The sequence below is a fragment of the Protofrankia sp. CiP1_Cm_nod3 genome, assembly GCF_982290655.1.
The window spans coordinates 38,483-59,054 of sequence record NZ_CEVIVD010000013.1 but is presented as its reverse complement, the minus strand read 5'-3'; the positions used below and the strand labels follow the sequence as shown (position 1 = coordinate 59,054).

Here is a 20,572-nt window from a genome sequence, read left to right as displayed (position 1 = left end):
CCGGCCCAGTATGACCGTCGATCCGTACGGGTGGTGATTCGTCGCCGGGGCCGGCGAGTGGCGGGGCCGTTCTGATCCGCGCGGCCGGGGTTCGGCAGGCTCGGTTCAGAGCCAGCCGTTCCGTTTGAACGCCCGGTACAGGAAAAAACAGACCGTCACCATCAGGCAGAGGACCGCCGGGTATCCCCAGACCTGGCGCAGTTCGGGCATGTGCTCGAAGTTCATGCCGTAGATACCGGCTATCGCGGTGGGCACCGCGGCGATGGCGACCCAGGCGCTGATACGGCGCATGTCCTCGTTCTGTGCGATGGTGACCTGGGTCAGGGTCGCCTGAAGTATCGAGGAGAGCAGTTCGTCGAACCGGGCGATTCGTGCGGTGACCTCCTCAAGATGGTCGGCGACATCCCGGAAGTACGCCCGGATTCGCGGGTCGATCCCGGTGACGCCGGGCTCGGCCAGCATGCGCAGCGGTGCGTACAGCGGCGTCACGGCGTGCTTGAACTCGAGCACTTCCCGTTTGAGCTGGTAGACCTTGCCGGTGTCGGGCCGCAGCGACCGCTGGAAGACCGACGCCTCGATGGCGTCGATGTCGACCTCTATTTTTTCGGTGACGGCCAGGTAGTCGTCGACGATCTGGTCGCAGATGGCGTGCAGGACGGCCGACGGCCCGTGCCGGAGCACCTGCGGCTGCGTCTCCAGCCTGCTGCGCAGGCTCTGGAGCCCGCCGTGTTCGCCGTGCCGTACGGTGACGACGAAGTCACGGCCGAGGAAGACCATGACCTCCCCGGTGTGCACGATCTCCGATGTCGCCGTCAGCTCCTCGTGATCCACATAGCAGACGGTCTTGAGGACGACGAAAAGCGTCTCCGCGTACTGTTCCATCTTCGGGCGCTGGTGCGCGTTGACGGCATCCTCGACCGCGAGCGGATGCAGCCCGTACACGTCGGCGATGGCGGTCAGCTCGGCCGCGGTCGGCTGGTAGAGGCCGAGCCAGACGAAGCTGTTGCGCTGTTCGCGGGCCGCCCGTAGCGCGTCGACATGGTCGACGGGGCGCGGGTCACGATAGCCGTCCCGGTAGACCTGGCAGGCGACCACCCGTCCCGAGGGAGCCGGGAAAGCTTCCTGATGCCGCCGGCGTCCTTTCGGGTACAGCCGAACCAGGGAGACCCGCCTGGTCACGGCTTCCGCCAGCCAGGCGGTCGTGGTCCCGCGGTCGGCGGGGCCGTGGGGGAGAAGGTGATGCCCGGCATGACGGTCGTCGGAATCGTCACCGAATTTCCGGTCGGTCACATTCGGCTCCTCCTGTCCTCCGGTGCCGGTCATACCGGGGTCCGGACGCTGTCGCGGGCCGCGCGGCCGGGGATGCCGGTGGTGGTGCCGGCGCGGAGGTTTCTGTCACCAGACATGGTCATTTGATTTCTTCCTGCTGGACGTTGTGCCGTCCGGGCGGCCGAAGCCCAGCGGCCCCGTGGACGCTACCGGGGGTACCCGCTGCCTGTCCGGATCATTGTCACAAGTCCGCGCCACCCACCCTGCTACGTCCACCACCGGTGTATCCGATGTGTCCGGCCGGGTATGGGCCATCCTCGTGAACACGGCTTGACCAGTGGACATGATGCGCCGATTCTGGTGTTTCCGGCTCATGAGCCGGCAGGCACGAGGTCGGCGGGCGGTTCGGCCGACCCGGGGGCCGACAGCGGCGCGATCATCTTTTCGCGTCCGGGTTCCTCCCGGATCGGCGACGCCGGGAAGGCCTGGTTTCCGGGGTGTTAGGGGGCGGCGATGACGACCGCGACAGGTTCGGGAGGAGCCCGGACGGGGGACCCGGCGGGAGCCCGGACGGGGAAAACGGGGAAAGAAGCCGGGCCCGACGAGCGGGCCCAGCCGACGGCATCCCTGCTCCGCCTGCTCAGGGCCGCCCATGGGCATGTCGATGACCTTGTCGCTCTGACGTTCTCCGCCGTGGCGGCCCCGGGGGACCCCAGGCGTCCGCTGCGGGCGGCCGACACGGCGGTCGCGGCGATCAGCGCTCACATGTACGCGGTGCAGACCGCCGTCTACCCGGCGGCACGCCGGCACCTTCCGCCGGAGGGCCAGGCGCGGGCCACCGGTCTGCGCCTGGTTGCGCGGGAAACCGAGTCGGTGACACGTGGTATTTCCCAGCATATTCAGGGTGACGTGCACCGGCCGAACGAGTCGATGCGGACGTTGTGCGAACGTCTCGCCGAGCTCGCGGAACGGCATGTGGCTCTCGAGGAGCCCATGCTCGCCGAGCTGGACGAGGCGCTGTCCGAGCAGGAGCGGCGCCGGGCGGTGGCCATGTTCGAACGGTCGGTGCGGCGGGCGCCCACCCGCTCGCATCCGCATCTTCCCCGGACGACCGGCATCGGCGGCCTGATGCTGCGGGCCGCGGGAAGCTGGGATCATGTCCTGGACGCCATGGACGCGCGCGTCGCCGCGGAGACCCCGCCGCGAGCGCCGGTACCCGTGGGGCTGTGGGGCTGGTATCTGCTCGGCCGCCCCGCTCCCGCGCCCCAGCCCGGGCACGCGGCGAGCGGCGGGCGGGGGAACGGCCAGCGGGATGTGGCCCGACCGAAAGGCGGGCGATAGTTCTTGCCGCACGCCGGAGGGTTCACGAGCCGATATACCGGAAGGGCCCGCGGCAGATGTTGTCGGGTGCTCTTCCGGCGCTCATTTCGGATCGTACCTCTGACTGGTGTGGCGGGCGGTGTGCCCGGAAAGGTGCTCAGGGGAGCTGGACGACCTGGGCGGCGTAGACCAGGCCCGCGCCGAAACCTATGAGCAGCGCGAGGCCACCGGACGGTACCTGGCCGCTGGCGAGAATTTCGTCCATCGCGAGCGGAACAGATGCCCCGGAGGTGTTCCCGTGTACTTCGATGTCCCGGGCGACGGTCACCGTCCCGGGCAGGGCGAGCACTCTGCACAACACGTTGATGATGCGGATGTTGGCCTGGTGCGGAATGAACGCGGCGAGATCGTCCGCCGTGACGCCGGCCTCGTCGAGCGCCGCCCGCGCGACGGGCGCCATCTGCCAGGACGCCCAGCGGAAGACCCGCTGGCCCGCCATCCGCATCGTCGGCCAGGGCAGTTCGGGGTTGTCACGCCAGTCCAGATAGGAGCGGTCGTGCGCGATGACGTCCCGGGCGGAGGGATCCGACCCCCACACCACCGGCCCGATGCCCGGCGTCTCGGACGGCCCGACGACAATCGCTCCGGCACCGTCCCCGAACAGGAAAGCGGTGCCCCGGTCATGCGGATCGACGATGTCCGACATGCGCTCGGCGCCTATTACCAGCACATGCCGGGCGCTGCCGGCGAGCACCATGTCGCTGGCGATCGCGAGCCCATGACAGAAACCGGCACAGGCCGCCGATATGTCGAATGCCGTGGCCTTCTCGGCGCCGATCCTGGCGGCCACGTCCGTGGCTACCGATGGCGACTGGGTGACATGGGACATTGTCGCGACCAGGATGCATCCGACATCGGCGATCTCGACACCGGCGCTGGCCAGCGCCTTGCCGGCGGCTGTCGCGGCCATCGCCCCGAGGGATTCCTCGGCGGTCGCGAACCGGCGGCTGCGAATACCGGAGCGGGATTCGATCCACTCGGGTGTGGAGTCCAGCCGTTGGCAGATGTCGGCGTTCGACACCACTGTCATCGGGCGATAGGCACCGACGCCGAGAATACGGCTCCCGGCCGGCCCGGTTCGTTTCCGAATGATTCCGCTCATCGCCGCTCTTCCCGTTCCCCCGTGGGAGATGACTGCTCAGACGATCGCCGTTCTTGGTGGGATGCTTTCCGTGGGGCTGGCCCTCGGGAGCCGCCGGGCCGGTAATCCGGCTGGTCCGGCGGCATCGTCACGGCCGGCCGGGCCGTCTGATGTGGCGGCAACGATCATTTTTTGACGAACACGTGACAACTATGTGTCGAACTCCGCCGGCCATCGCTCTGTCATCCAGTTTCTTTGCCGCTACTCTCTGTTCCAATGCATCTGTGGTGTCGTTTCGGGCATCGTATCGTACCGGCCTGTTGGCGAGGATCGGATGCGACCGCGAGGTGAAACGATGTATCGGATCATTGATACATCGGATCATCCGTAGAGTGAGGGGGGAATCACAAATCGGGTCGCGAGCCGCGGACGGGGCCTATCCGGCCGGAAAACACATGATCGCCACACTTGGTGATCATGTGCTGTCGGCTCAGCCGGCGCGCAGCGCGAGGGTGAGAGCCTCGACCGTCAGCAGCGGCACCAGCCCGGGGTTGTCGGCCAGCCGGCGGCGGCATCCCAGGACGGCTTCCAGCCGGCGCAGCGTCTGCTCGGGGGTAGAGCCCCGGGCCAGCCGCGCGGCCAGCTCATGATGATCGGGATGAATGGCGTCCACCGGCGCGCCGAGCTGTAGGACGAGCACGTCCCGATACCAGCCGGCGAGGTCGACCAGCGCCCGGTCGAGGGAGTCCAGCACCGTCCGCCGGCCGCGGCTTTTCTGCGTCTTCTCCAGCTCCTTGAGCGCGCCGGCGGCTCCCCGGACCGTCATCGCCCGGCCTTTCGCGCCCGGCCTGACCGCCCTGGAACGCTTCGCGGTGCTGCCGGCGGATGTCGCGCCGACACCGAGCGCGGTCTTCAGCGCCTCGGCCTCGGCCTCGTCGCGGATGCTGTTCGCCGCGTCGGCGTCCGCGTTCGCCGCGTTCACCAGGTCCGCCGCGGCGCCGAGGCAGTCACCCGTCCGGCGCAGGCGGGCAGGGATGCGCAGCACCTCGGCCCGCCGGGCCCGAGCCGCCTCGTCGGTCGCGAGCAGGCGGGCCCGGTCGAGATCCCCCTGGCTCGCCGCGGCGGCGAGCCGCGCGGACGCGTCCTCGACACCCTCGAGGGCCAGCGCGACGGCGACGTCCGACGGCCGGGGCAGCCGCAGCGCGACCACCCGGCAGCGGGACCGGATGGTCGGCAGCACGTCGTCCACCGATGGCGCGCACAACAGGAACACCGACCGCTGCGCGGGCTCCTCCAAGGCTTTGAGCAGGGCGTTCGCCGCCTGGTCGGTGAGCCGGTCGGCGTCTTCCAGCAGCAGGATCCGCCAGCGGCCCGAGGTCGGCGCGCTGGCCGCGTCCCGCACCAGCTCCCGGACGTCCTTCACGCCGAGGGACAGGCCCTCCGGGCGGACCGTGCGCAGGTCGGCGGCGGTGTCGGTCAGCACCGTGTGGCATCCCGCGCACTCACCGCATCCGGGGTGGCTGCTCTCGCAGTTCAGCGCGGCGGCGAACGCCCGCGCCGCCGTTGTACGGCCGGCGCCGGTGGGGCCGGTGAACAGCCACGAGTGGGTCATGGCGGTGCGGGCCGCGGCCAGCCCACCGGTATCGGCCGCTCCGGGCGCTCCGGCCGCCGCGGAGAGGGTCTCGATGACCGGCACCTGGCCGACCAGGACGTCCCACACGCTCACCGCGCCATTGTCCGCTCGGCCCGCCACACCACCAACGCTGGGTCGACACCGGGGCGCGGCAGCGGCAGGGCAGCCGGGAAGCGGCGAGGGACGGGAAGCGGCGACGGAGCGGTGGCGAAGAGTGCGCGTAGTGGTGCTGGATCACCTTGACGATTGTCCGGAGGCCGTGGGCAGGCTGTCCGCTGCCCAGGCCGCCGCGGGATCGTCCGTCACGGGATCGTCCGCCGCGTCGGTGGTCTCGGTCCCGGCTCCAGGCGCTGGTGCGTCGCTCTTCTCCGTCTCCCCTGCCGGATCGCCCGGATCGGCGTGATCGGCGGAATCGGCGGAATCAGCCGGGTCGGCGGGCCCGGCCGGGCTGGCTGAGCTGGCCGGGCCCGGTGCCGGCGAGACCGCGGCGCTGTCCGGGGACGCGCGCGTGGGCGTGGGACGGCCAGGTGGCGTGGGACGCACGGGTGCCGCGGTGGGCGGTTCCTCGGACGCGGTGCCGGACGCGGTGCCGGACGCGGTGCCGGACGCGGCCTGTGGACGGGGGAGGCCCGGGGTGCTGTCCTCGCCCCGGCGCAGATATCCGGTGACGACGTTACGGATCTGGTTGTGCACGGTGTCCGGCGGGTGGTCCGCGTCGAGGACGGCGTACCGGTCCGGCGCGTGCTCGGCGAGCTGGCGGAAGCCGTCCCGGACGCGTTCGTGGAACGACAGCTTCTCGGCCTCGATCCGGTCGACACCGGCCGCCGAGCCGTTTCCGCCGCTCCCAGCGGCCCGGGCCCGGACCCGGGTGAGCCCGGTGCCCGCGGGGACGTCGAGCAGGATCGTGACGTCCGGGAGCAGCGACCGGGTGGCCCACCGCGACAGCATGGCGATGTCGTCCGCGCCGAGCTGGCGCCCGGCGCCCTGGTAGGCGATGGAGGAGTCGATGAACCGGTCGGTGACGACGACCGCGCCGCGGGCCAGCGCGGGCTCGATCACCCGGGAGACGTGCTCGGCGCGGTCCGCGGCGTACAGCAGCGCCTCGGTGCGGGGGTGCAGCCGCGCGGCCGGGTCCAGCAGCAGCTCCCGCAGCTTCACACCCAGCGCCGTCCCGCCGGGCTCCCGGGTGACGACGACCTCGCGGCCGGACGACGCCAGCCACGATCGCAGCCGCTCCACCTGGGTGGACTTGCCGGAGCCCTCACCGCCCTCGACGGCGATGAACAGGCCGGCGTGGCGGGGCCGCTCCGGCGTGGCGCGCCGCCCCAGCAGGGCGTTCCACAGCTCCGGCAGGACCGCGACACCCTTGCGCTCGTCCATCTGCCGGTAGGCGAACAGGCCGACGGCCACCGCGAGCAGACCGCCGCCGAGCAGGACGATCGTGACGCCGTCGGTGCGTACGCGCAGGTGGCCCCACAGATCGAGGTGATGCGAGCCGATGAGCCCGACCAGCCCGGGCGCCACGGCCAGCACCAGGAGCAGGTCGATGCGGACCAGGGACTGGACCAGCGCGAAGGTCCGTCCGCGCAGCTCGTCGCTCACCCCTGCCTGCAGCAGCGTGTAACCGGTGACCCAGGCGATCCCGGCGAACGCGCCCACGAGCACGACCAGGATGCAGGCCAGCACGAGGTTGGGGACGATGGAGACCAGCAGCATGGTCACGCCGGCGGCGGTGACGCTCAGGCCGAACAGGCGGGAGCGGCTGTAGTCGCCGAGCAGCCGCGGCCCGAGCGCCATGCCGGCGGCGAGCCCGACGAACACCGCGCCGAACAGGACACCGTAGGCGGAGTCCCCGCCGCCGAGAAGCTGGACGTAGAGCCGGCCGAGCGCCACCACGCACCCCGCGCCGGCGAAACCGCCGAGAATCCCGACGACCAGGCCGCGGACCATCCTGTCCCGGCTGACGAACCGCAGGCCCTCGGTGATCGACGACCACAGGCCCGGGTTCGCCCCGGCGTCGAGGCGGTCGGCCCGGCCGATGCCGCGCAGCCCGAAGATCACAGCTGCTGACACCAGGAACGTCCCGGCGTTGAAGTACAGCGCGAGATCGAGCGGGGAGGTCCTGAAGAACGACACGCTGGAGCTGAGCGTGCGCGACAGGGTGGCCAGCAGCGAGAAGACCGCGGCGGCCAGCGGCGCCGAACCGTACGTGGTGATCAGGCTCAGGGTGTTCGCCGTGGCGAGCCGCTGCACGGGCACCAGGTTTGGCACGCTGGCGTCCTTGGCCGGGTTCCAGAACAGGCTGACGCACTCGATCAGCAGGGACGCGATCAGCAGCCACGCCAGCGTCCCGGCCAGGGGGATGGAGACGAACAGCCCGAACCGCAGGACGTCCGCGACGACCATCGTCAGCCTGCGGTCGAGCCGGTCGGCGACGACCCCGGCGAGCGGCCCGAAGACCAGCGCCGGCAGCAGCCGGACGATCAGGACGGAGCCGATCGCGTACGCCTTCCCCGAGAAGCCGGCCTGCAGGGAGCTGGCCAGCGCGGTCGTGGCGAGCAGGCCCATCCAGTCGCCGAGGCTGGACAGCGTCAGCGCCAGCCACAGCCGCCGGAACTGCGGTATCCGCAGGACCGCGCGGATGTCTCCCTGGGTACCGCGGTGGGGGTCGGCGGAGCCGGCCGGTGGTGACGGGACCGTCGCGACCGGTGGTCGGCTGGGGGGCCGGCTGGACCACGCCCGCCCGCCCGCCGACGCCGTCGAGGCCGGTGGCCGCGGCGGGTCGTGGGCGCCATCCGGCGGAAGGCCCATCAGCCCGTCCGTCGTGGGCGTGGCGACGAGGTGCCCGGCGTGCCGCCGTCCGTCCCCGTCCCCGTGGCCGTCCCTGTCCCCGTGGCCGTCCCTGTCCCCGTGGCCGGCTGCGCGGCCGTCTTTCTGGCCGTCGTCTTCTTGGCCGTGGACTGCCTGGTGGTCTTGGTGGTCTTGGCGGCCGTGGCCTGCTTGGCCGGCTGCGCCGCCCGCCGCCTGGGCGTGGCCGGGCCGCGGGCCCGCTTCTCCGCGAGCATCTCGGCCGCCCGTTCCGCGGTGAGGGACGCGACGTCGTCGCCCTTGCGCAGGCTCGCGTTGGTCGTGCCGTCGGTGACGTAGGGCCCGAAGCGGCCCTCCCGCAGCACCATGGGGGCGCCCGTGGCGGGATCAGGGCCGAGCTCACGCAGCGGCGGGGTCTCAGCGGCCCGCCGGCGGCCCCGCGTCTTGGGCTGCGCGATCAGCGCCAGCGCCTCGTCCAGCGTCACCGTGAACAGCCGCTCCTCCGACTCCAGCGAGCGGCTTTCCGAGCCCTTCTTGACGTAGGGCCCGTACCGGCCGTTCTGGGCCGTCACCTCCTCCCCATCCTCGGCGGCTCCCAGCGACCGGGGAAGGGTGAGCAGTTTCAGGGCGTCGGCGAGGGTGAGGGCCTCCGGTGTCATCGTGCCCAGCAGGCTCGCCCGGCGCGGCGGATCGTCGTCGGTCGACACGTACGGGCCGAAACGCCCCACCTTGAGGGTGACCGTCGCGCCGCTGTCCGGGTCGGTGCCCAGCGACCGTTCCTCGCTGGGCGCGCCGACCAGCGCCAGCGCCCTGTCCACGGTGAGCTCGTCGGGCGGCAGGTCCTCCGGGACGCTCGCCCGCTCGTCACCGTGCTGGACGTACGGGCCATAGCGGCCGACCCGGATCACCACGGGCTGGTCGTCCGGCGCCACCCCCAGCGGGATCGAGTTGACCTCGCGGGCGTCGATCTCGCCGAGCCGCTCGTTGACCAGGTGCTTGAGCCCGCCGGCGCGGGCGACCCCGCCCTCCTGGCCGGCGTCCGAGCCGAAGTAGAACCGGGTGAGCCAGTCGATCGACGCCGCCGTGCCCGCGGCGATGTCGTCCAGGTCGTCCTCCATCGACGCGGTGAACCGGTAGTCGACCAGCCGCCCGAAGTGCTCCTCGAGGAGGCCGACCACGGCGAACGCGACGAAGCTGGGGATCAGCGCGCTGCCCTTCTTCCACACGTACCCGCGGGCCTGGATCGTCCCGATGATCGACGCATACGTGGACGGGCGGCCGATGCCGAGCTCCTCCAGCGTCTTGACCAGGCTCGCCTCGGTGAAGCGCGGCGGCGGGCTGGTGGTGTGCCCGCGCGGGTTGAGCTCCCGGGTGGTCAGGGTGTCGCCCTCGCGGACGTCCGGCAGCCGCCGCTCCCGGTCGTCCAGCTCGGCGTCGGGGTCGTCCGCGCCCTCGACGTAGGCGCGCAGGAAGCCGGGGAAGGTGATCACCTTCCCCGAGGCCGAGAACTCGGTGTCCTCCCCGGCGCTGGAGACACCGCCGATCCGGATGGTCGCGGACGTGCCGCGGGCGTCGGCCATCTGGCTGGCGACCGTGCGCCGCCAGATCAGCTCGTACAGGCGGTAGCCGTCGGCGTCGGACAACGCCTCGCGTACCTCGCCCGGGGTGCGGAACTGCTCCCCGGCCGGGCGGATCGCCTCGTGCGCCTCCTGGGCGTTCTTGACCTTCTTCGTGTAGACGCGGGGGCGGTCGGGGACGTACTCGGCCCCGTAGAGGGCGCGGGCCTGCTCACGGGCGGCGGCGAGCGCGGTCTCGGACAGGTTCGTCGAGTCCGTCCGCATATAGGTGATATAGCCGTTCTCGTACAGCTTCTGCGCCACCTGCATCGTCCGCTGGCTGGAGAAGTGCAGCTTGCGGCTGGCCTCCTGCTGCAGGGTGGAGGTCATGAACGGCGCGTAGGGGGAGCGGCGGTACGGCTTGGTCTCCACCGAGCGCACCGCGAACGCGGTGTCGGCGAGCCGGCCGGCCAGGGCGTGCGCGGCCTCCTCGTCGAGCCGGACGACGTCGGCGGAGGTGAGCTGCCCCGAGGAGCCGAAGTCGCGCCCGGTGGCCAGCCGCCGGCCGTCGAGCGCGACCAGGTTCGCCGGCAGCGGCGTGGCGTCGGCCCGGCCGGCGACACCGTCGCCGCTGGTGCCGCTGGTGCCGGCACCGCTGGCGTCCCGGCGGGTCAGCAGGCCGAAGACGCCTTCGATGTTCCAGTACTCGGCCGAGGAGAAACGCATCCGGGCGCGTTCGCGCTCCACCAGGATGCGGGTCGCCACGCTCTGTACTCGGCCCGCCGACAGCTTCGGCATGACCTTCTTCCACAGCACGGGGCTGACCTCGTAGCCGTAGAGCCGGTCGAGGATGCGCCGGGTCTCCTGCGCGTCGACAAGGTGCTCGTCGATCTCACGGGTGTTGTCCACCGCCCGCCGGATCGCCTGCTCGGTGATCTCGTGGAAGACCATCCGCTTCACCGGCACCGTCGGCTTCAGCGTCTGCAGCAGGTGCCAGGCGATGGCCTCGCCCTCGCGGTCCTCGTCTGTTGCCAGGTAGAGCTCGCTGGCTTCCTTCGCCAGCGCCTTGAGCTTGCTGACCTGGGACTTCTTGTCGGGCGTGACCACGTAGAGCGGCTTGAAGCCGTTGTCGACGTCCACCCCGAGACGGGCCCACGGCTTGCCCTTGTGGGCGTCGGGGACGTCGGCGGCGCTCTGCGGCAGGTCCCGGATGTGTCCGATGCTGGACTCGACCCGCCAGCCGGAGCCGAGATACCCGGCGATGGTCTTCGCCTTGGCCGGCGACTCGACGATCACGAGCCGGACGCCGGTGCCGCTCGCGGCCGGCGATGACGTACCGGCACGGCTACCGCGAGTGGCGGCGCGCGTGGTACGTACGGCGCGCTCGCGGGACACGGCGCCATTGCCAGCCGTGATGCCGGCCGTGTTGCCGGCCGTGATGGCGTCCGTATCGGGCCCGGCAGCGATGTCGCCGGCCGCGGGCTCGACGACCGGCGACGATGACCCGGCGCTCGACCGGCGCGTCTCGCTGTTTGTCGACTTCGTGCGCGGGGGCACTTCTCTCCTCGTTGCAGGGGGCAGTTCGGTTTCGGCGTTGCGGCCTGCGTGCGTTGCAGCCTGTATATGTTTGCAGCCCGTATATCCCGTATATGTTGCGCCCGGTGTGGGCTGTGGCGTGCGTGGCGGGTGGTTAACGGTGCGGATGAGCCTGCCGCCGGTGCGAGAACCCCCTCCCGGGGCACCCGTCACGGCGCGCCTCGGGCGGCGGTCCTCCTGCCGACAGTAGGTCGGCGCGTACCGGTGTGTCAGCTCCCGGTCCGCGATCCACCCGGTGTCCGCTCGCGGACACCGGAGCAGACCGTACGCCGTGCCGCGCCCGCGGGTGCACCCGTACCCGGCCGGCCGGAGCCGAGAGAAGCTTCTGCGCCTCCAGTTGATTGCTCTGTGTAGCTGGCATCGTGTCGGCGTCGCCGCGCCGCTGGGGTCGTGTCACCGACATGTCACTGGTATCGAGTCTCCGATGGCGGCATGGCTGACACGGACGTCATCGACGGCCGGTGGCGCCGGTGGATGGCCCGTCATCGGCGGCGCTGTCACACGCCGGCCTTCGTCCTGCCGGCCGGGCGCTGCTCGGCTACCGGGGGCGCGACGGTGAGCGCGGAAGCTCGCCGCCTGGAGTAGACGATCACGGCGACGATCGCCGCGACGGCCACCAGTGCTATCGCTATCCGTAGCGGCGTGTTTTCGTCGTCACCGACCGAGTACTTCACCACCGAAGGCGCGATCAAGAGGCTGACCAGGTTCATCACCTTGATCAAAGGGTTGATCGACGGCCCGGCGGTGTCCTTGAAGGGGTCACCGACGGTGTCCCCGATGACGGTCGCCGCATGCGTGTCCGACCCTTTGCCGCCGTAGTTGCCGTCCTCGACGAGCTTCTTCGCGTTGTCCCAGGCGCCACCGGAGTTGGCGAGGAAGACCGCCATGAGGACGCCGCCGGCGATCGCCCCGGCAAGGTAGGCACCCAGCGGCGGGTAGCCCAGCCCGAAACCGACCGCGATCGGGGCGAGCACCGCCAGCGTCCCCGGGGTGATCAGTTCTCGCAGTGAGTCACGGGTGCAGATGTCGACGACGGCACCGTAGTCGGGCCGTTCCGTCCCGTCCATGATGCCGGGCTTCGTCCGGAACTGGTTGCGCACCTCGAGCACGACCCGGCCGGCGGTACGCCCAACCGCGTTGATCGCGAGCCCGGAGAACAGGAACACGACCGCGGCGCCGATGACCAGCCCGACCAGGGCGTCGGGATAGGCGATGTCGAGTGTGCGGGACAACGCCACGGTCCGGCCGGCGTCGACGAGCGCTTCGTTCACGGTGTCCGTGAACGACCCGAACAAGGCGGTGGCGGCCAGTACCGCGGTGGCGATCGCGATGCCCTTCGTGATCGCCTTGGTGGTGTTCCCGACGGCGTCGAGGGAGGTGAGGATCGCGGCCCCGGTCTTGGCGCCGGTCGCTTCCGCATCGCCTGGCGCGCCTGCCGGGCCCGCCGCGCCCGCCGCGCCGGTCGTCCCGGTGGCGTCGGTGGCCCCGGACATCGTGGCCCCGGACATCTCGGCGATGCCCTGGGCGTTGTCGCTGACCGGCCCGAAAGTGTCCATCGAGACGATGACGCCGACCGTCGTCAGCAGACCGGTGCCGGCCAGCGCCACGGCGAACAGCGCGACGGTGACGCTCCCGGACCCGAGCAGATACGCACCGAAGACGGCCGCACTGATGAGCAGCGCCGAGTAGACAGCCGATTCCAGGCCGACCCCGATGCCGGAGAGGATGTTGGTTGCGGGGCCGGTGGTGGACGCTTTCACGATGTCCTGGACCGGTCTGCGGCTGGTCTCGGTGAAGTAGCCGGTGAGCAGCTGGATCGCCGCGGCCAGCACGATGCCGATCAGGACCGCAGTGATCGCGATGAGCCGTGGGTCACCGCTCTGGCTACTGTCCGCCATCCCGGGGAATCCGGAGAAGCTGCTGGGAAGGTAGACGAGCGAGACGATGACGACGCCGATGGCGGAGATCACCGCGGACAGGAAGAACCCCCGGTTGATCGCTGCCATGCCGCTGCGGTCACCCGCGCGCGGTGCGACCGAGAGGATGCCGACGATCGCGGTGAGCACGCCGACAGCCGGGATCAGCAGCGGGAAGATCAGCCCGTTCTCGCCGAACGCCTTCACGCCGAGGATCAGTGCGGCCACCAGCGTCACGGCGTAGGACTCGAACAGGTCCGCGGCCATCCCGGCGCAGTCGCCGACATTGTCCCCGACGTTGTCGGCGATGGTGGCCGCGTTGCGCGGATCGTCCTCGGGGATGCCCTGTTCGATCTTGCCGACGAGGTCGGCGCCGACGTCCGCCGCCTTGGTGAAGATGCCGCCGCCGACCCGCATGAACATCGCGAGCAGCGCCGCGCCGAACCCGAACCCCTCCAGGACCTGCGGGGCCGTGTCCCGGAAGGCGAGTACCACGACCGCCGCGCCGAGCAGGCCCAGGCCGACGGTGAACATCCCGACCACACCCCCGGTGCGGAAGGCGATCCGCATGGCAGCGCGTTCCCCGGCCCGGATGGCCGCGGCCGCGGTCCGGGAGTTCGCCCGGGTGGCCAGCGACATGCCGACGAAGCCGACCAACGCGGAGAAGACGGCTCCGAGGACGAAGAAGAGCGACCGGCCGACCCGGGAGGCGGTGGATTCCGCGGGCAGCAGCAGCAGCACGAACGGGATCACGAGCACGAAACCGGCCACCGTGGTGAACTGCCGGCGCAGGTAGGCCGCGGCTCCTTCCTGGACGGCGCGAGCGACCTCGACCATTCGTGGGTTTCCCGGGTCGGCCGCGAGCACCTCGCGGGCCAGGTAGCCGGCCACCACCAGCGCCAGCGCCGCCACGGCCGCCACCCCGGCGACCAGTCCGATCTGACCTGCGCCAAGTTCGATGGCGGCACCGCCGGGACTCGTACCCGCCGCGGCTTGGATCAGGACCATGGGCCCTCCCGGTCAGGTCTGTGCACCCTCCGCGCCCACCCCGTGCCGGTTGTGGGAGCCGGCGGGCGGGCGCGGCCGGACATCGCATCTGACGACGTCGTCGAGGTTGCCGCTGCGGCGTGGGAGGGCGCCGAGTCGGCGTGGGCCGGCGAAGCGGGTGCGACGCCGGCATGACTGCCAGCCGGGACGGATCCGGGCGGCCGCCCGTCCCACCGTCGCGCCATCGTGCGGCGACCAACGCGTTGGTCCGCGTTCTCCCGATTCTCCGTTCGGTACCACGGGGAGCACTCCAGACATCGCGCACGCGGTCTGATCGACCGAGTGATGCGGCAGTCTATCCACACGGCCGTAACATGCGCTCGTTCTTTCGTTGACAAGACCTGGTCAAAATTGTGCTTTGGGGGATATTCCGTGGATGTTTGGGGTCCTTGTTCACTCCGACAGCCGGCCTTCGGCCTGCTCCGTCCGTGTCGTCCGGTCCGAACTGGCGGGTAGGCGCTGGTGCGTCGACGTGTCCGGTGTCGCGACGCGTCGGGCTGCGATGTGCTGGTGGCGATGGCCGGCGTACGGCCGCCACCACGGAGCCCGCGGCGCCCGGAGCGGCGTCGGCGTGCCGGCTACCGGCGGGAGACCGCCGGCCGCTGGAGGCGGGGGCGGCGTCGGCGTGCCGGCGGCATGCCGTCTGAGATCAGAGAGCCATGACCGGTGTGGCCGGTTTCTCCTGTGCTGGTTTCATTGCCCAGCGCATCGTGACGATCATGCCGGCTCGGTCGGTCCGCGTGGTAATGGTGAAGTCGTCGACCAGGCCCTCGATCAGGGCGAGACCGATCCCCGGGACCGCCGGGGAGCACACCTCCTCCTCGTCCGGCCGCCAGATGCCGCCCGCGGACGCGACCGGGCTGACAGCCGTGGGCTCGGTGACAGGCGAACGGGTGACCACAGGCCCGGCGACGGCTGACCGGGCGGCCATCGGCTGGGCAGCCAGCGGGCCGGCAGCCACCGGCTCGGTAGCCATCGACTCGGCAGCCACCGGCCCGGTGACAGCGGGCGGGGGCGGGGAAGCGGATGCGGTCACCGTACGACGGCTGCCGGGTGATCCAGGCGTGTCGGTCCGTCCATGGCCGTTCATGGGCGAGGCATCGTGACCCCAGGACGAGGCATCGCATCCCATAGGTGACACAGGCGAGGCAGCGCGTTCCCGCGGCCCGCGGTCGGCCACCGACACCGTGAACGAACCATCGCCGTCACTGACCCGGACGATCACGGGAGCCTGCGGGTCGAACCGGCGGTTGACGCTGACGGCTCGGGCACATGCCTCGCCGACCGCAAGTTTGATCTCGTCAAGGATCTCCTCCGGCACGCCCGAACGCCGGCTGACCGCGGCTGCGATCATCCGGGCCGTTCGGACGTGTCCGGGAAGAGCCGCGAAGCGCAACTCGACGGTGGACATACGTCGATGACCTGTCTCTCGATGGAACTGGCCACCCGGCGGCCCGTGGGCCTGAGCCCGGCGGATTCCCCGGATCGGCTTCCAGGCACGCTGTGCCGCTCCGGCGGGAACCTCGGATACGGCAGGAGCTCTGGACGCGAAAGAATCATGATCGCGCTGCCTCTGGTTCTTCAGTCCTTGGCGGCAAGTGCTTCCTCGACAGACGCGTGGATCGGGAAGACCTTCGTCAGGCCGGTGATCCGGAAGATTTTCAGAATCCGTTCCTGGGTGCAGACGAGCCGCAGCGTCCCCTCGTGAGCCCGGACCCGCTTGAGGCCGCCGACAAGCACCCCGAGACCGGTCGAGTCGAGGAACTCGACCCCTTCCATGTCGACGACGAGATGGTACGAACCGCCCGATACGAGATCGATCAGTTGTTCCCGCAGCTTCGGGGCAGTGTAGACGTCAATCTCGCCGCCTACGACGACGATCGTGAAGTCCCCTTCCGTGCGGGTAGTGAGGGACAGGTCCACAGGTCCTCCTTGCGTCTGCTTCACAGCCGTCCGGCCGGACGGCCGACATCACGGCGGCACTACCCTCCCACGCCCGGATCAATCCGGCTCGCCGCGACACAGCAGGCTACCCATGCGCCACAGGGGTTCGCAGACGCGATCTCCGGTGGCGCCCGGTTCGTGCCCCGCCGGCCCCGCCGGCCCCGCCGGCCGCCGAACCTCGCGGCCGCCTGCCGCAGGTGAGCGAATCCTGCCGGGACCAGGGCATCCGTCCGGCATCCTCGCCTACGCTGGGCCACCGTGGACACAATCTCGGTCCAGACGAGCGCACCGGAGCCGGGTGCGCCGGATCGCGGTGCGGCTGTTCTCGACCGGTTGCGGGCAGACGCCCGTCGCAGCTGTTGCGTCACACATGTGGAGCGTGTCCCGGCCAGAGCCGGCACCAGAGCGCCCTGGCCCGCCTGGGCGGATCCCGTACTCGTCTCCCGGCTGCGCGCCGCCGGTATCGACGCGCCGTGGACACATCAGGCGCGTGCCGCCGAACATGCTCACGCCGGCCGCAGTGTAGTGCTCGCGACAGGTACGGCGTCGGGTAAATCACTGGGATATCTCATGCCGGTGCTCAGCGTCCTGCTCGCCGAGCCGTCCGCTCGCGCATTCTATCTCGCCCCCACCAAGGCGCTGGCCAACGACCAGCTCCGCGCGGTTCGCGCGCTCACCCTGACCGGCGTACGCGCCGCCACATACGACGGTGACACGCCCGGGTACGAACGCGACTGGGTCCGTGCCCATGCCACGTTCGTGCTGACCAGCCCCGACATGCTGCACCAGGGCATCCTGCCTTCCCATCGGCGGTGGGCCGCCTTCCTCCGGGGCCTTCGGTACGTGGTGGTCGACGAGTGCCACGGTTATCGGGGTGTCTTCGGTTCCCATGTCGCGCACGTCCTGCGGAGGCTACGGCGGGTGTGCGCCCGGTACGGTGCGACGCCGGTGTTCATCCTGGCCTCGGCGACGGTGTCGGAGCCGGCGGATGCCGCCAGCCGCCTGACCGGGCTCGACGTGCAGGCGGTCGAGGAGGACGCCTCCCCCAGAGGCGCGATGAGCTTCGCACTGTACGAACCACCCCTGTCGTACCCATGGCAGGCGCACGCGTGGCAGGCGTCCTCCTCGTTCGCCTCCTCGTCCGAGCCATCGGCCCGGCCGTCGTCCGCTCCGCCGGCTCCGTCGCGTCCCGCCCCGGCCGTCTCCGGGCCGCTCTCCGCCGGCCCGACCGCCTCCGAAGCGGTTTCCAGCGGGCCGGTCGCTCCCGCAGCAGCGGAGTCCGCATCGTCCCAACCAGTGGGAACACCGGCTGGACAGGTGCCGGGGGCGCTCACGGCCGTCGCGGCGCAGCCACCGGAACCTCCGGTTCACGGCCCTGGCGGCGTAGCGGTCCGTCGTTCGGCGACCGCCGAGGCAGCGGGCCTGCTTGCGGATCTTGTAGCTGACGGCGTGCGCACGCTCGTCTTCGTGCGGTCGCGCAGGGCCGCGGAAGTGATCGCGCAGTCGGCGCGCAGGGCGTTGTCCGAGGTGTCGGCGGACCTCGCGGAGCGGGTCGCGGCCTACCGCGCCGGCTACCTGCCCGAAGAACGCCGGGCGTTGGAGGCGGACCTGAGGTCGGGGCGGCTGCTCGGCGTCGCCGCGACGAACGCGCTCGAACTGGGCGTCGACATCACCGGGCTGGACGCGACCGTGATCACCGGCTACCCGGGCACGCTGGCCTCGCTCTGGCAGCAGGCAGGCCGGGCCGGTCGGGACGGGGCGGGCGCCCTCGCCGTCCTGGTCGCCCGTGACGACCCTCTCGACACGTATCTCGTGCATCATCCCGAGGCCGTGTTCGGCCGGCCGGTCGAGGCGACCGTGCTCGATCCCGACAATCCCTACGTGCTCGGCCCGCATCTGGAGTACGCGGCCGCGGAACTGCCGCTGACCGAAGCCGATCTCGATCTTTTCGGGCCGCTGGCCCGTCCCACGGTCGACGACCTGGTACGCCGCGGCCGGCTGAGGCGACGGCCCGCGGGCTGGTACTGGACACACCGTCACCGCCCGGACGTGGACATCCGCGGTGTCAGCGGACAGCCGGTACGGATCGTCGAGGCGTCCACCGGCCGCCTGCTCGGCACGGTGGACGCCGCCACGTCGCACTCGACGGTGCACCGCGGCGCCGTCTACCTGCACCAGGGCAGCTCCTACCTGGTCATCGAGCTCGATCTGGACGCGGCGGTCGCGTTCGTGGAGGCAGCCACGCCGGACTGGACGACAGTGGCCCGGGAGGACACCGACATCCGGGTGGTGGAGTCGATCCGCTCCCGTACCGCCGGCGATGTCGAGCTCCATCTGGGAACGGTCGAGGTCAGCAGCCAGGTCGTGTCCTACCAGCGGCGCCAGGCCGGCAGCGGGCGAGTGGTCGGCGATGATCCGCTGGATCTTCCCGCGCGGCATCTGCGCACGCGGGCGGTCTGGTACACGGTGACCGAGGAGCTGCTGGTCGAGGCGGAGATCGACGACGACGCCGTCCCCGGCGCCGTCCACGCGGCCGAGCACGCGGCGATCGGCATCCTCCCGCTGTTCGCGACCTGCGACCGGTGGGACATCGGGGGAGTGTCGAGCGCGCTGCACCCGGACACCTCCCGCACCACGGTGTTCGTCTATGACGGCTATCCGGGCGGCGCGGGTTTTGCCGAGCGCGGCTTTCTGCGCGGCGGGCCGTGGCTGCGCGCGACCCGGGACGTGATAGCGGCCTGCGAGTGTACGGCCGGCTGCCCGTCGTGCGTGCAGTCGCCGAAGTGCGGGAACGGCAACGAGCCCCTGGACAAGCCGGCTGCCCGCCGGCTGCTCGACGCCGTCCTGCGCCGGCTCGATCCGAGCTGATCGGGCAGCCGGTGGGCGCACCGGCACCGCGGTGATGGTGGCCGTCGACGATGCCGGCGGTGCGCTTCCCACATCGTGCCTTCCTCCGTTGTGGCCTTCTTCGCCGAGGGTGCGCCTTCCCTCGCTGAGGGCGCTGTTCGTCGGGCCGGCGCGGGCCCTGGCGACGAGCGGCCCCAGGGCGGCGAGTGCTCCTGGGAGCTCGACGGCCACCGCGACCTCGACGGTGTCCCCCGAGATCGTGCAGGACTGTAGACGGCCGTGGTTTGCAAGCCCGATGGCGCGTGCCCGCGCGCACATGGATGCCTGGTCGCCAGTGGGATCACCCGCGGCCGCGAGCGCCGCCATATCCGCCGCGCCCGCGGCCCGCCCGCGGCAGACAGCGGTTGCCGAGACCGCCAGAGCGACGCCGGTGAACGTCCCCAGCACCAGGAACGTGGAAAGCGTGAGTATGGTGGCCGAACCCGCGTCCGTGCTGCCGGAGGCGTCCCGCGCGTCCAGCTCACCGGCCAGCCGAAGAGTGCTTCCGGCGGGCTGGCGAGCCCGGTGCGGACATATTTTGTACAGCCATCTGTGGCGCATATGTGGATTTCTTTCCGTATTCAGTTGCCGCCGGTCGTGAAGTTCTGCGGGACGTTTTCCGCCGCCTCCGCGGGCGCGGTGGATGACATGGTGATTTCGATCGTCGGGGCAATCCTTTCCAGCACCCCGGTGGCCCGGGCCTGAAATCTGACCTGGACGACGACGGAATCCGTGGCCCGGCTGACGGAAACCGTGGAGCCCTGGGGCGCGGCCCGCCCGGCCCAGGCGCGGACCACCTCGTCGGTTTCCCCGCGGGCGGCGGCCCGGGCGCCGATGCGCGCCGCTTCCGCGCACTGCGCCCGCACCGACACGGCGCCGACGACCCAGACCGCGATCAGCAGGACAAGGATCAGGGACGGTATCGCAACCGCCAGTTCGGCTGTTGCCTGGCCGCCATCGGAGGTTCTTCGTCCCTGGCCACGGCCCATGCCGTGACCAGGGCTCCTCGGGCCACGCACTGGCTCGGCCCGCCTGTCAGAAGGGGACGGACAGCGCCTGCTTGACCAGATTGGCAAGCATCGTCCTGGTCGCCGAACTGTTGATCACCGCGTACAGGACGGCGGCGAACCCGACCGCGGCGACCGTGCCGACCGCGTACTCGGCGGTCGACATTCCCGCGTCGCCGCTTCTGCTGGACCGGGCTGTGGCCGACACCGCCTGGGCGCTGGTCAGCTGCCGGCGCGAGGCATCGGTCCTCACCTGTGTGAACGCGACGATCAGCAGTATCGTCCACCGGATGACGGAAGAAGGGATAGCGGGAGGAATTCTGGATGATCGGTACGGGGTCATGGCAGGCGGCCTCCAGTTCGGTTACCGGCATGCGGTGGATGCCTGCTCGCAGGCGGGGTGGGGACTTCTGCTTCCTTGATGATGAGGTGTTGACGGTGATTCCGGC

The 20,572-nt window shown here is 71.0% G+C and carries 13 protein-coding genes and 2 pseudogenes; 3 read left to right on the top strand and 12 right to left on the bottom strand.

Features of this window, described 5'->3' with window-relative positions:
* Positions 1 to 105 precede the first annotated feature (105 nt).
* Complete coding sequence (gene corA / locus AC5LUJ_RS05060; RefSeq protein WP_250284836.1) at positions 106 to 1,290, bottom strand: magnesium/cobalt transporter CorA; 1,185 nt, start codon at positions 1,288 to 1,290, stop codon at positions 106 to 108.
* A 492-nt stretch (positions 1,291 to 1,782) separates the two neighbouring features.
* On the opposite strand from corA, the gene AC5LUJ_RS05055 reads away from it, so the two are divergent.
* On the top strand, positions 1,783 to 2,610 hold the full coding sequence (locus AC5LUJ_RS05055) for a hemerythrin domain-containing protein (protein ID WP_493464529.1): 828 nt from the start codon (positions 1,783 to 1,785) through the stop codon (positions 2,608 to 2,610).
* Positions 2,611 to 2,746: 136 nt separating this feature from the next.
* Here AC5LUJ_RS05055 and AC5LUJ_RS05050 read toward each other — a convergent pair whose 3' ends face one another.
* The 8 genes and pseudogenes from AC5LUJ_RS05050 to AC5LUJ_RS05015 all read right to left on the bottom strand — a co-directional run bounded on the left by AC5LUJ_RS05050 (position 2,747) and on the right by AC5LUJ_RS05015 (position 16,209).
* Complete coding sequence (locus tag AC5LUJ_RS05050) at positions 2,747 to 3,751, bottom strand: beta-ketoacyl-ACP synthase III (protein WP_250284840.1); 1,005 nt, start codon at positions 3,749 to 3,751, stop codon at positions 2,747 to 2,749.
* Between the two features lie 469 nt (positions 3,752 to 4,220).
* Positions 4,221 to 5,456 (bottom strand): DNA polymerase III subunit delta', encoded by a 1,236-nt coding sequence (locus AC5LUJ_RS05045; protein ID WP_250284841.1) that lies wholly within the window; start codon positions 5,454 to 5,456, stop codon positions 4,221 to 4,223.
* Between the two features lie 141 nt (positions 5,457 to 5,597).
* Positions 5,598 to 8,174 carry a dTMP kinase gene (tmk, locus tag AC5LUJ_RS05040; RefSeq protein ID WP_250284842.1) on the bottom strand — a complete coding sequence of 859 codons (2,577 nt, stop codon included), beginning with the start codon at positions 8,172 to 8,174 and terminating at the stop codon, positions 5,598 to 5,600.
* The gene (topA, locus tag AC5LUJ_RS05035; RefSeq protein WP_250284843.1) at positions 8,174 to 11,284 is read right to left on the bottom strand and encodes a type I DNA topoisomerase; all 3,111 of its coding nucleotides are present in this window, start codon (positions 11,282 to 11,284) and stop codon (positions 8,174 to 8,176) included. Before topA ends, tmk begins: the two co-directional genes overlap by 1 nt.
* A 536-nt stretch (positions 11,285 to 11,820) precedes the next feature.
* Positions 11,821 to 14,247 carry a sodium-translocating pyrophosphatase gene (locus AC5LUJ_RS05030; protein ID WP_493464528.1) on the bottom strand — a complete coding sequence of 809 codons (2,427 nt, stop codon included), beginning with the start codon at positions 14,245 to 14,247 and terminating at the stop codon, positions 11,821 to 11,823.
* A 688-nt stretch (positions 14,248 to 14,935) separates the two neighbouring features.
* On the bottom strand, positions 14,936 to 15,322 hold the full coding sequence (locus AC5LUJ_RS05025) for a hypothetical protein (protein ID WP_493464530.1): 387 nt from the start codon (positions 15,320 to 15,322) through the stop codon (positions 14,936 to 14,938).
* Between the two features lie 75 nt (positions 15,323 to 15,397).
* Positions 15,398 to 15,697, bottom strand: a pseudogene (locus AC5LUJ_RS05020) (ATP-binding protein); the annotation flags it as partial.
* 170 nt (positions 15,698 to 15,867) lie between these two features.
* Positions 15,868 to 16,209, bottom strand: coding sequence for an STAS domain-containing protein (locus AC5LUJ_RS05015; RefSeq protein ID WP_013875449.1), 342 nt, complete (start codon positions 16,207 to 16,209; stop codon positions 15,868 to 15,870).
* Positions 16,210 to 16,497: 288 nt separating this feature from the next.
* Between AC5LUJ_RS05015 and AC5LUJ_RS05010 the strand changes: the two genes are divergently transcribed.
* The gene (locus AC5LUJ_RS05010) at positions 16,498 to 19,098 is read left to right on the top strand and encodes a DEAD/DEAH box helicase (protein ID WP_250292875.1); all 2,601 of its coding nucleotides are present in this window, start codon (positions 16,498 to 16,500) and stop codon (positions 19,096 to 19,098) included.
* A 153-nt stretch (positions 19,099 to 19,251) separates the two neighbouring features.
* Here the strand turns inward: AC5LUJ_RS05010 and AC5LUJ_RS05005 are convergent.
* The 3 genes and pseudogenes from AC5LUJ_RS05005 to AC5LUJ_RS04995 form a co-directional block, all read right to left on the bottom strand.
* Positions 19,252 to 19,677: pseudogene (locus AC5LUJ_RS05005) on the bottom strand (Rv3654c family TadE-like protein); the annotation flags it as partial.
* Between the two features lie 20 nt (positions 19,678 to 19,697).
* Positions 19,698 to 20,105, bottom strand: a complete 408-nt coding sequence (locus AC5LUJ_RS05000; RefSeq protein WP_250287032.1) for a TadE family type IV pilus minor pilin — start codon at positions 20,103 to 20,105, stop codon at positions 19,698 to 19,700.
* A 46-nt stretch (positions 20,106 to 20,151) separates the two neighbouring features.
* Positions 20,152 to 20,331: a DUF4244 domain-containing protein gene (locus AC5LUJ_RS04995; protein WP_445548578.1), complete on the bottom strand. Its 180-nt coding sequence runs from the start codon at positions 20,329 to 20,331 to the stop codon at positions 20,152 to 20,154.
* Here AC5LUJ_RS04995 and AC5LUJ_RS04990 point away from each other — a divergent pair.
* Positions 20,321 to 20,545: a hypothetical protein gene (locus AC5LUJ_RS04990; RefSeq protein ID WP_250287034.1), complete on the top strand. Its 225-nt coding sequence runs from the start codon at positions 20,321 to 20,323 to the stop codon at positions 20,543 to 20,545. The genes AC5LUJ_RS04995 and AC5LUJ_RS04990 overlap by 11 nt on opposite strands.
* Positions 20,546 to 20,572 lie beyond the last annotated feature (27 nt).

Bases quoted from the DNA above. Each gene is read 5' to 3' on its own strand.
- AC5LUJ_RS05050 (WP_250284840.1), bottom strand. From the start codon at position 3,751: ATGAGCGGAATCATTCGGAAACGAACCGGGCCGGCCGGGAGCCGTATT.
- AC5LUJ_RS05030 (WP_493464528.1), bottom strand. From the start codon at position 14,247: ATGGTCCTGATCCAAGCCGCGGCGGGTACGAGTCCCGGCGGTGCCGCC.
- AC5LUJ_RS05055 (WP_493464529.1), top strand. From the start codon at position 1,783: ATGACGACCGCGACAGGTTCGGGAGGAGCCCGGACGGGGGACCCGGCG.
- tmk (WP_250284842.1), bottom strand. From the start codon at position 8,174: ATGGGCCTTCCGCCGGATGGCGCCCACGACCCGCCGCGGCCACCGGCC.
- AC5LUJ_RS05000 (WP_250287032.1), bottom strand. From the start codon at position 20,105: ATGGGCCGTGGCCAGGGACGAAGAACCTCCGATGGCGGCCAGGCAACA.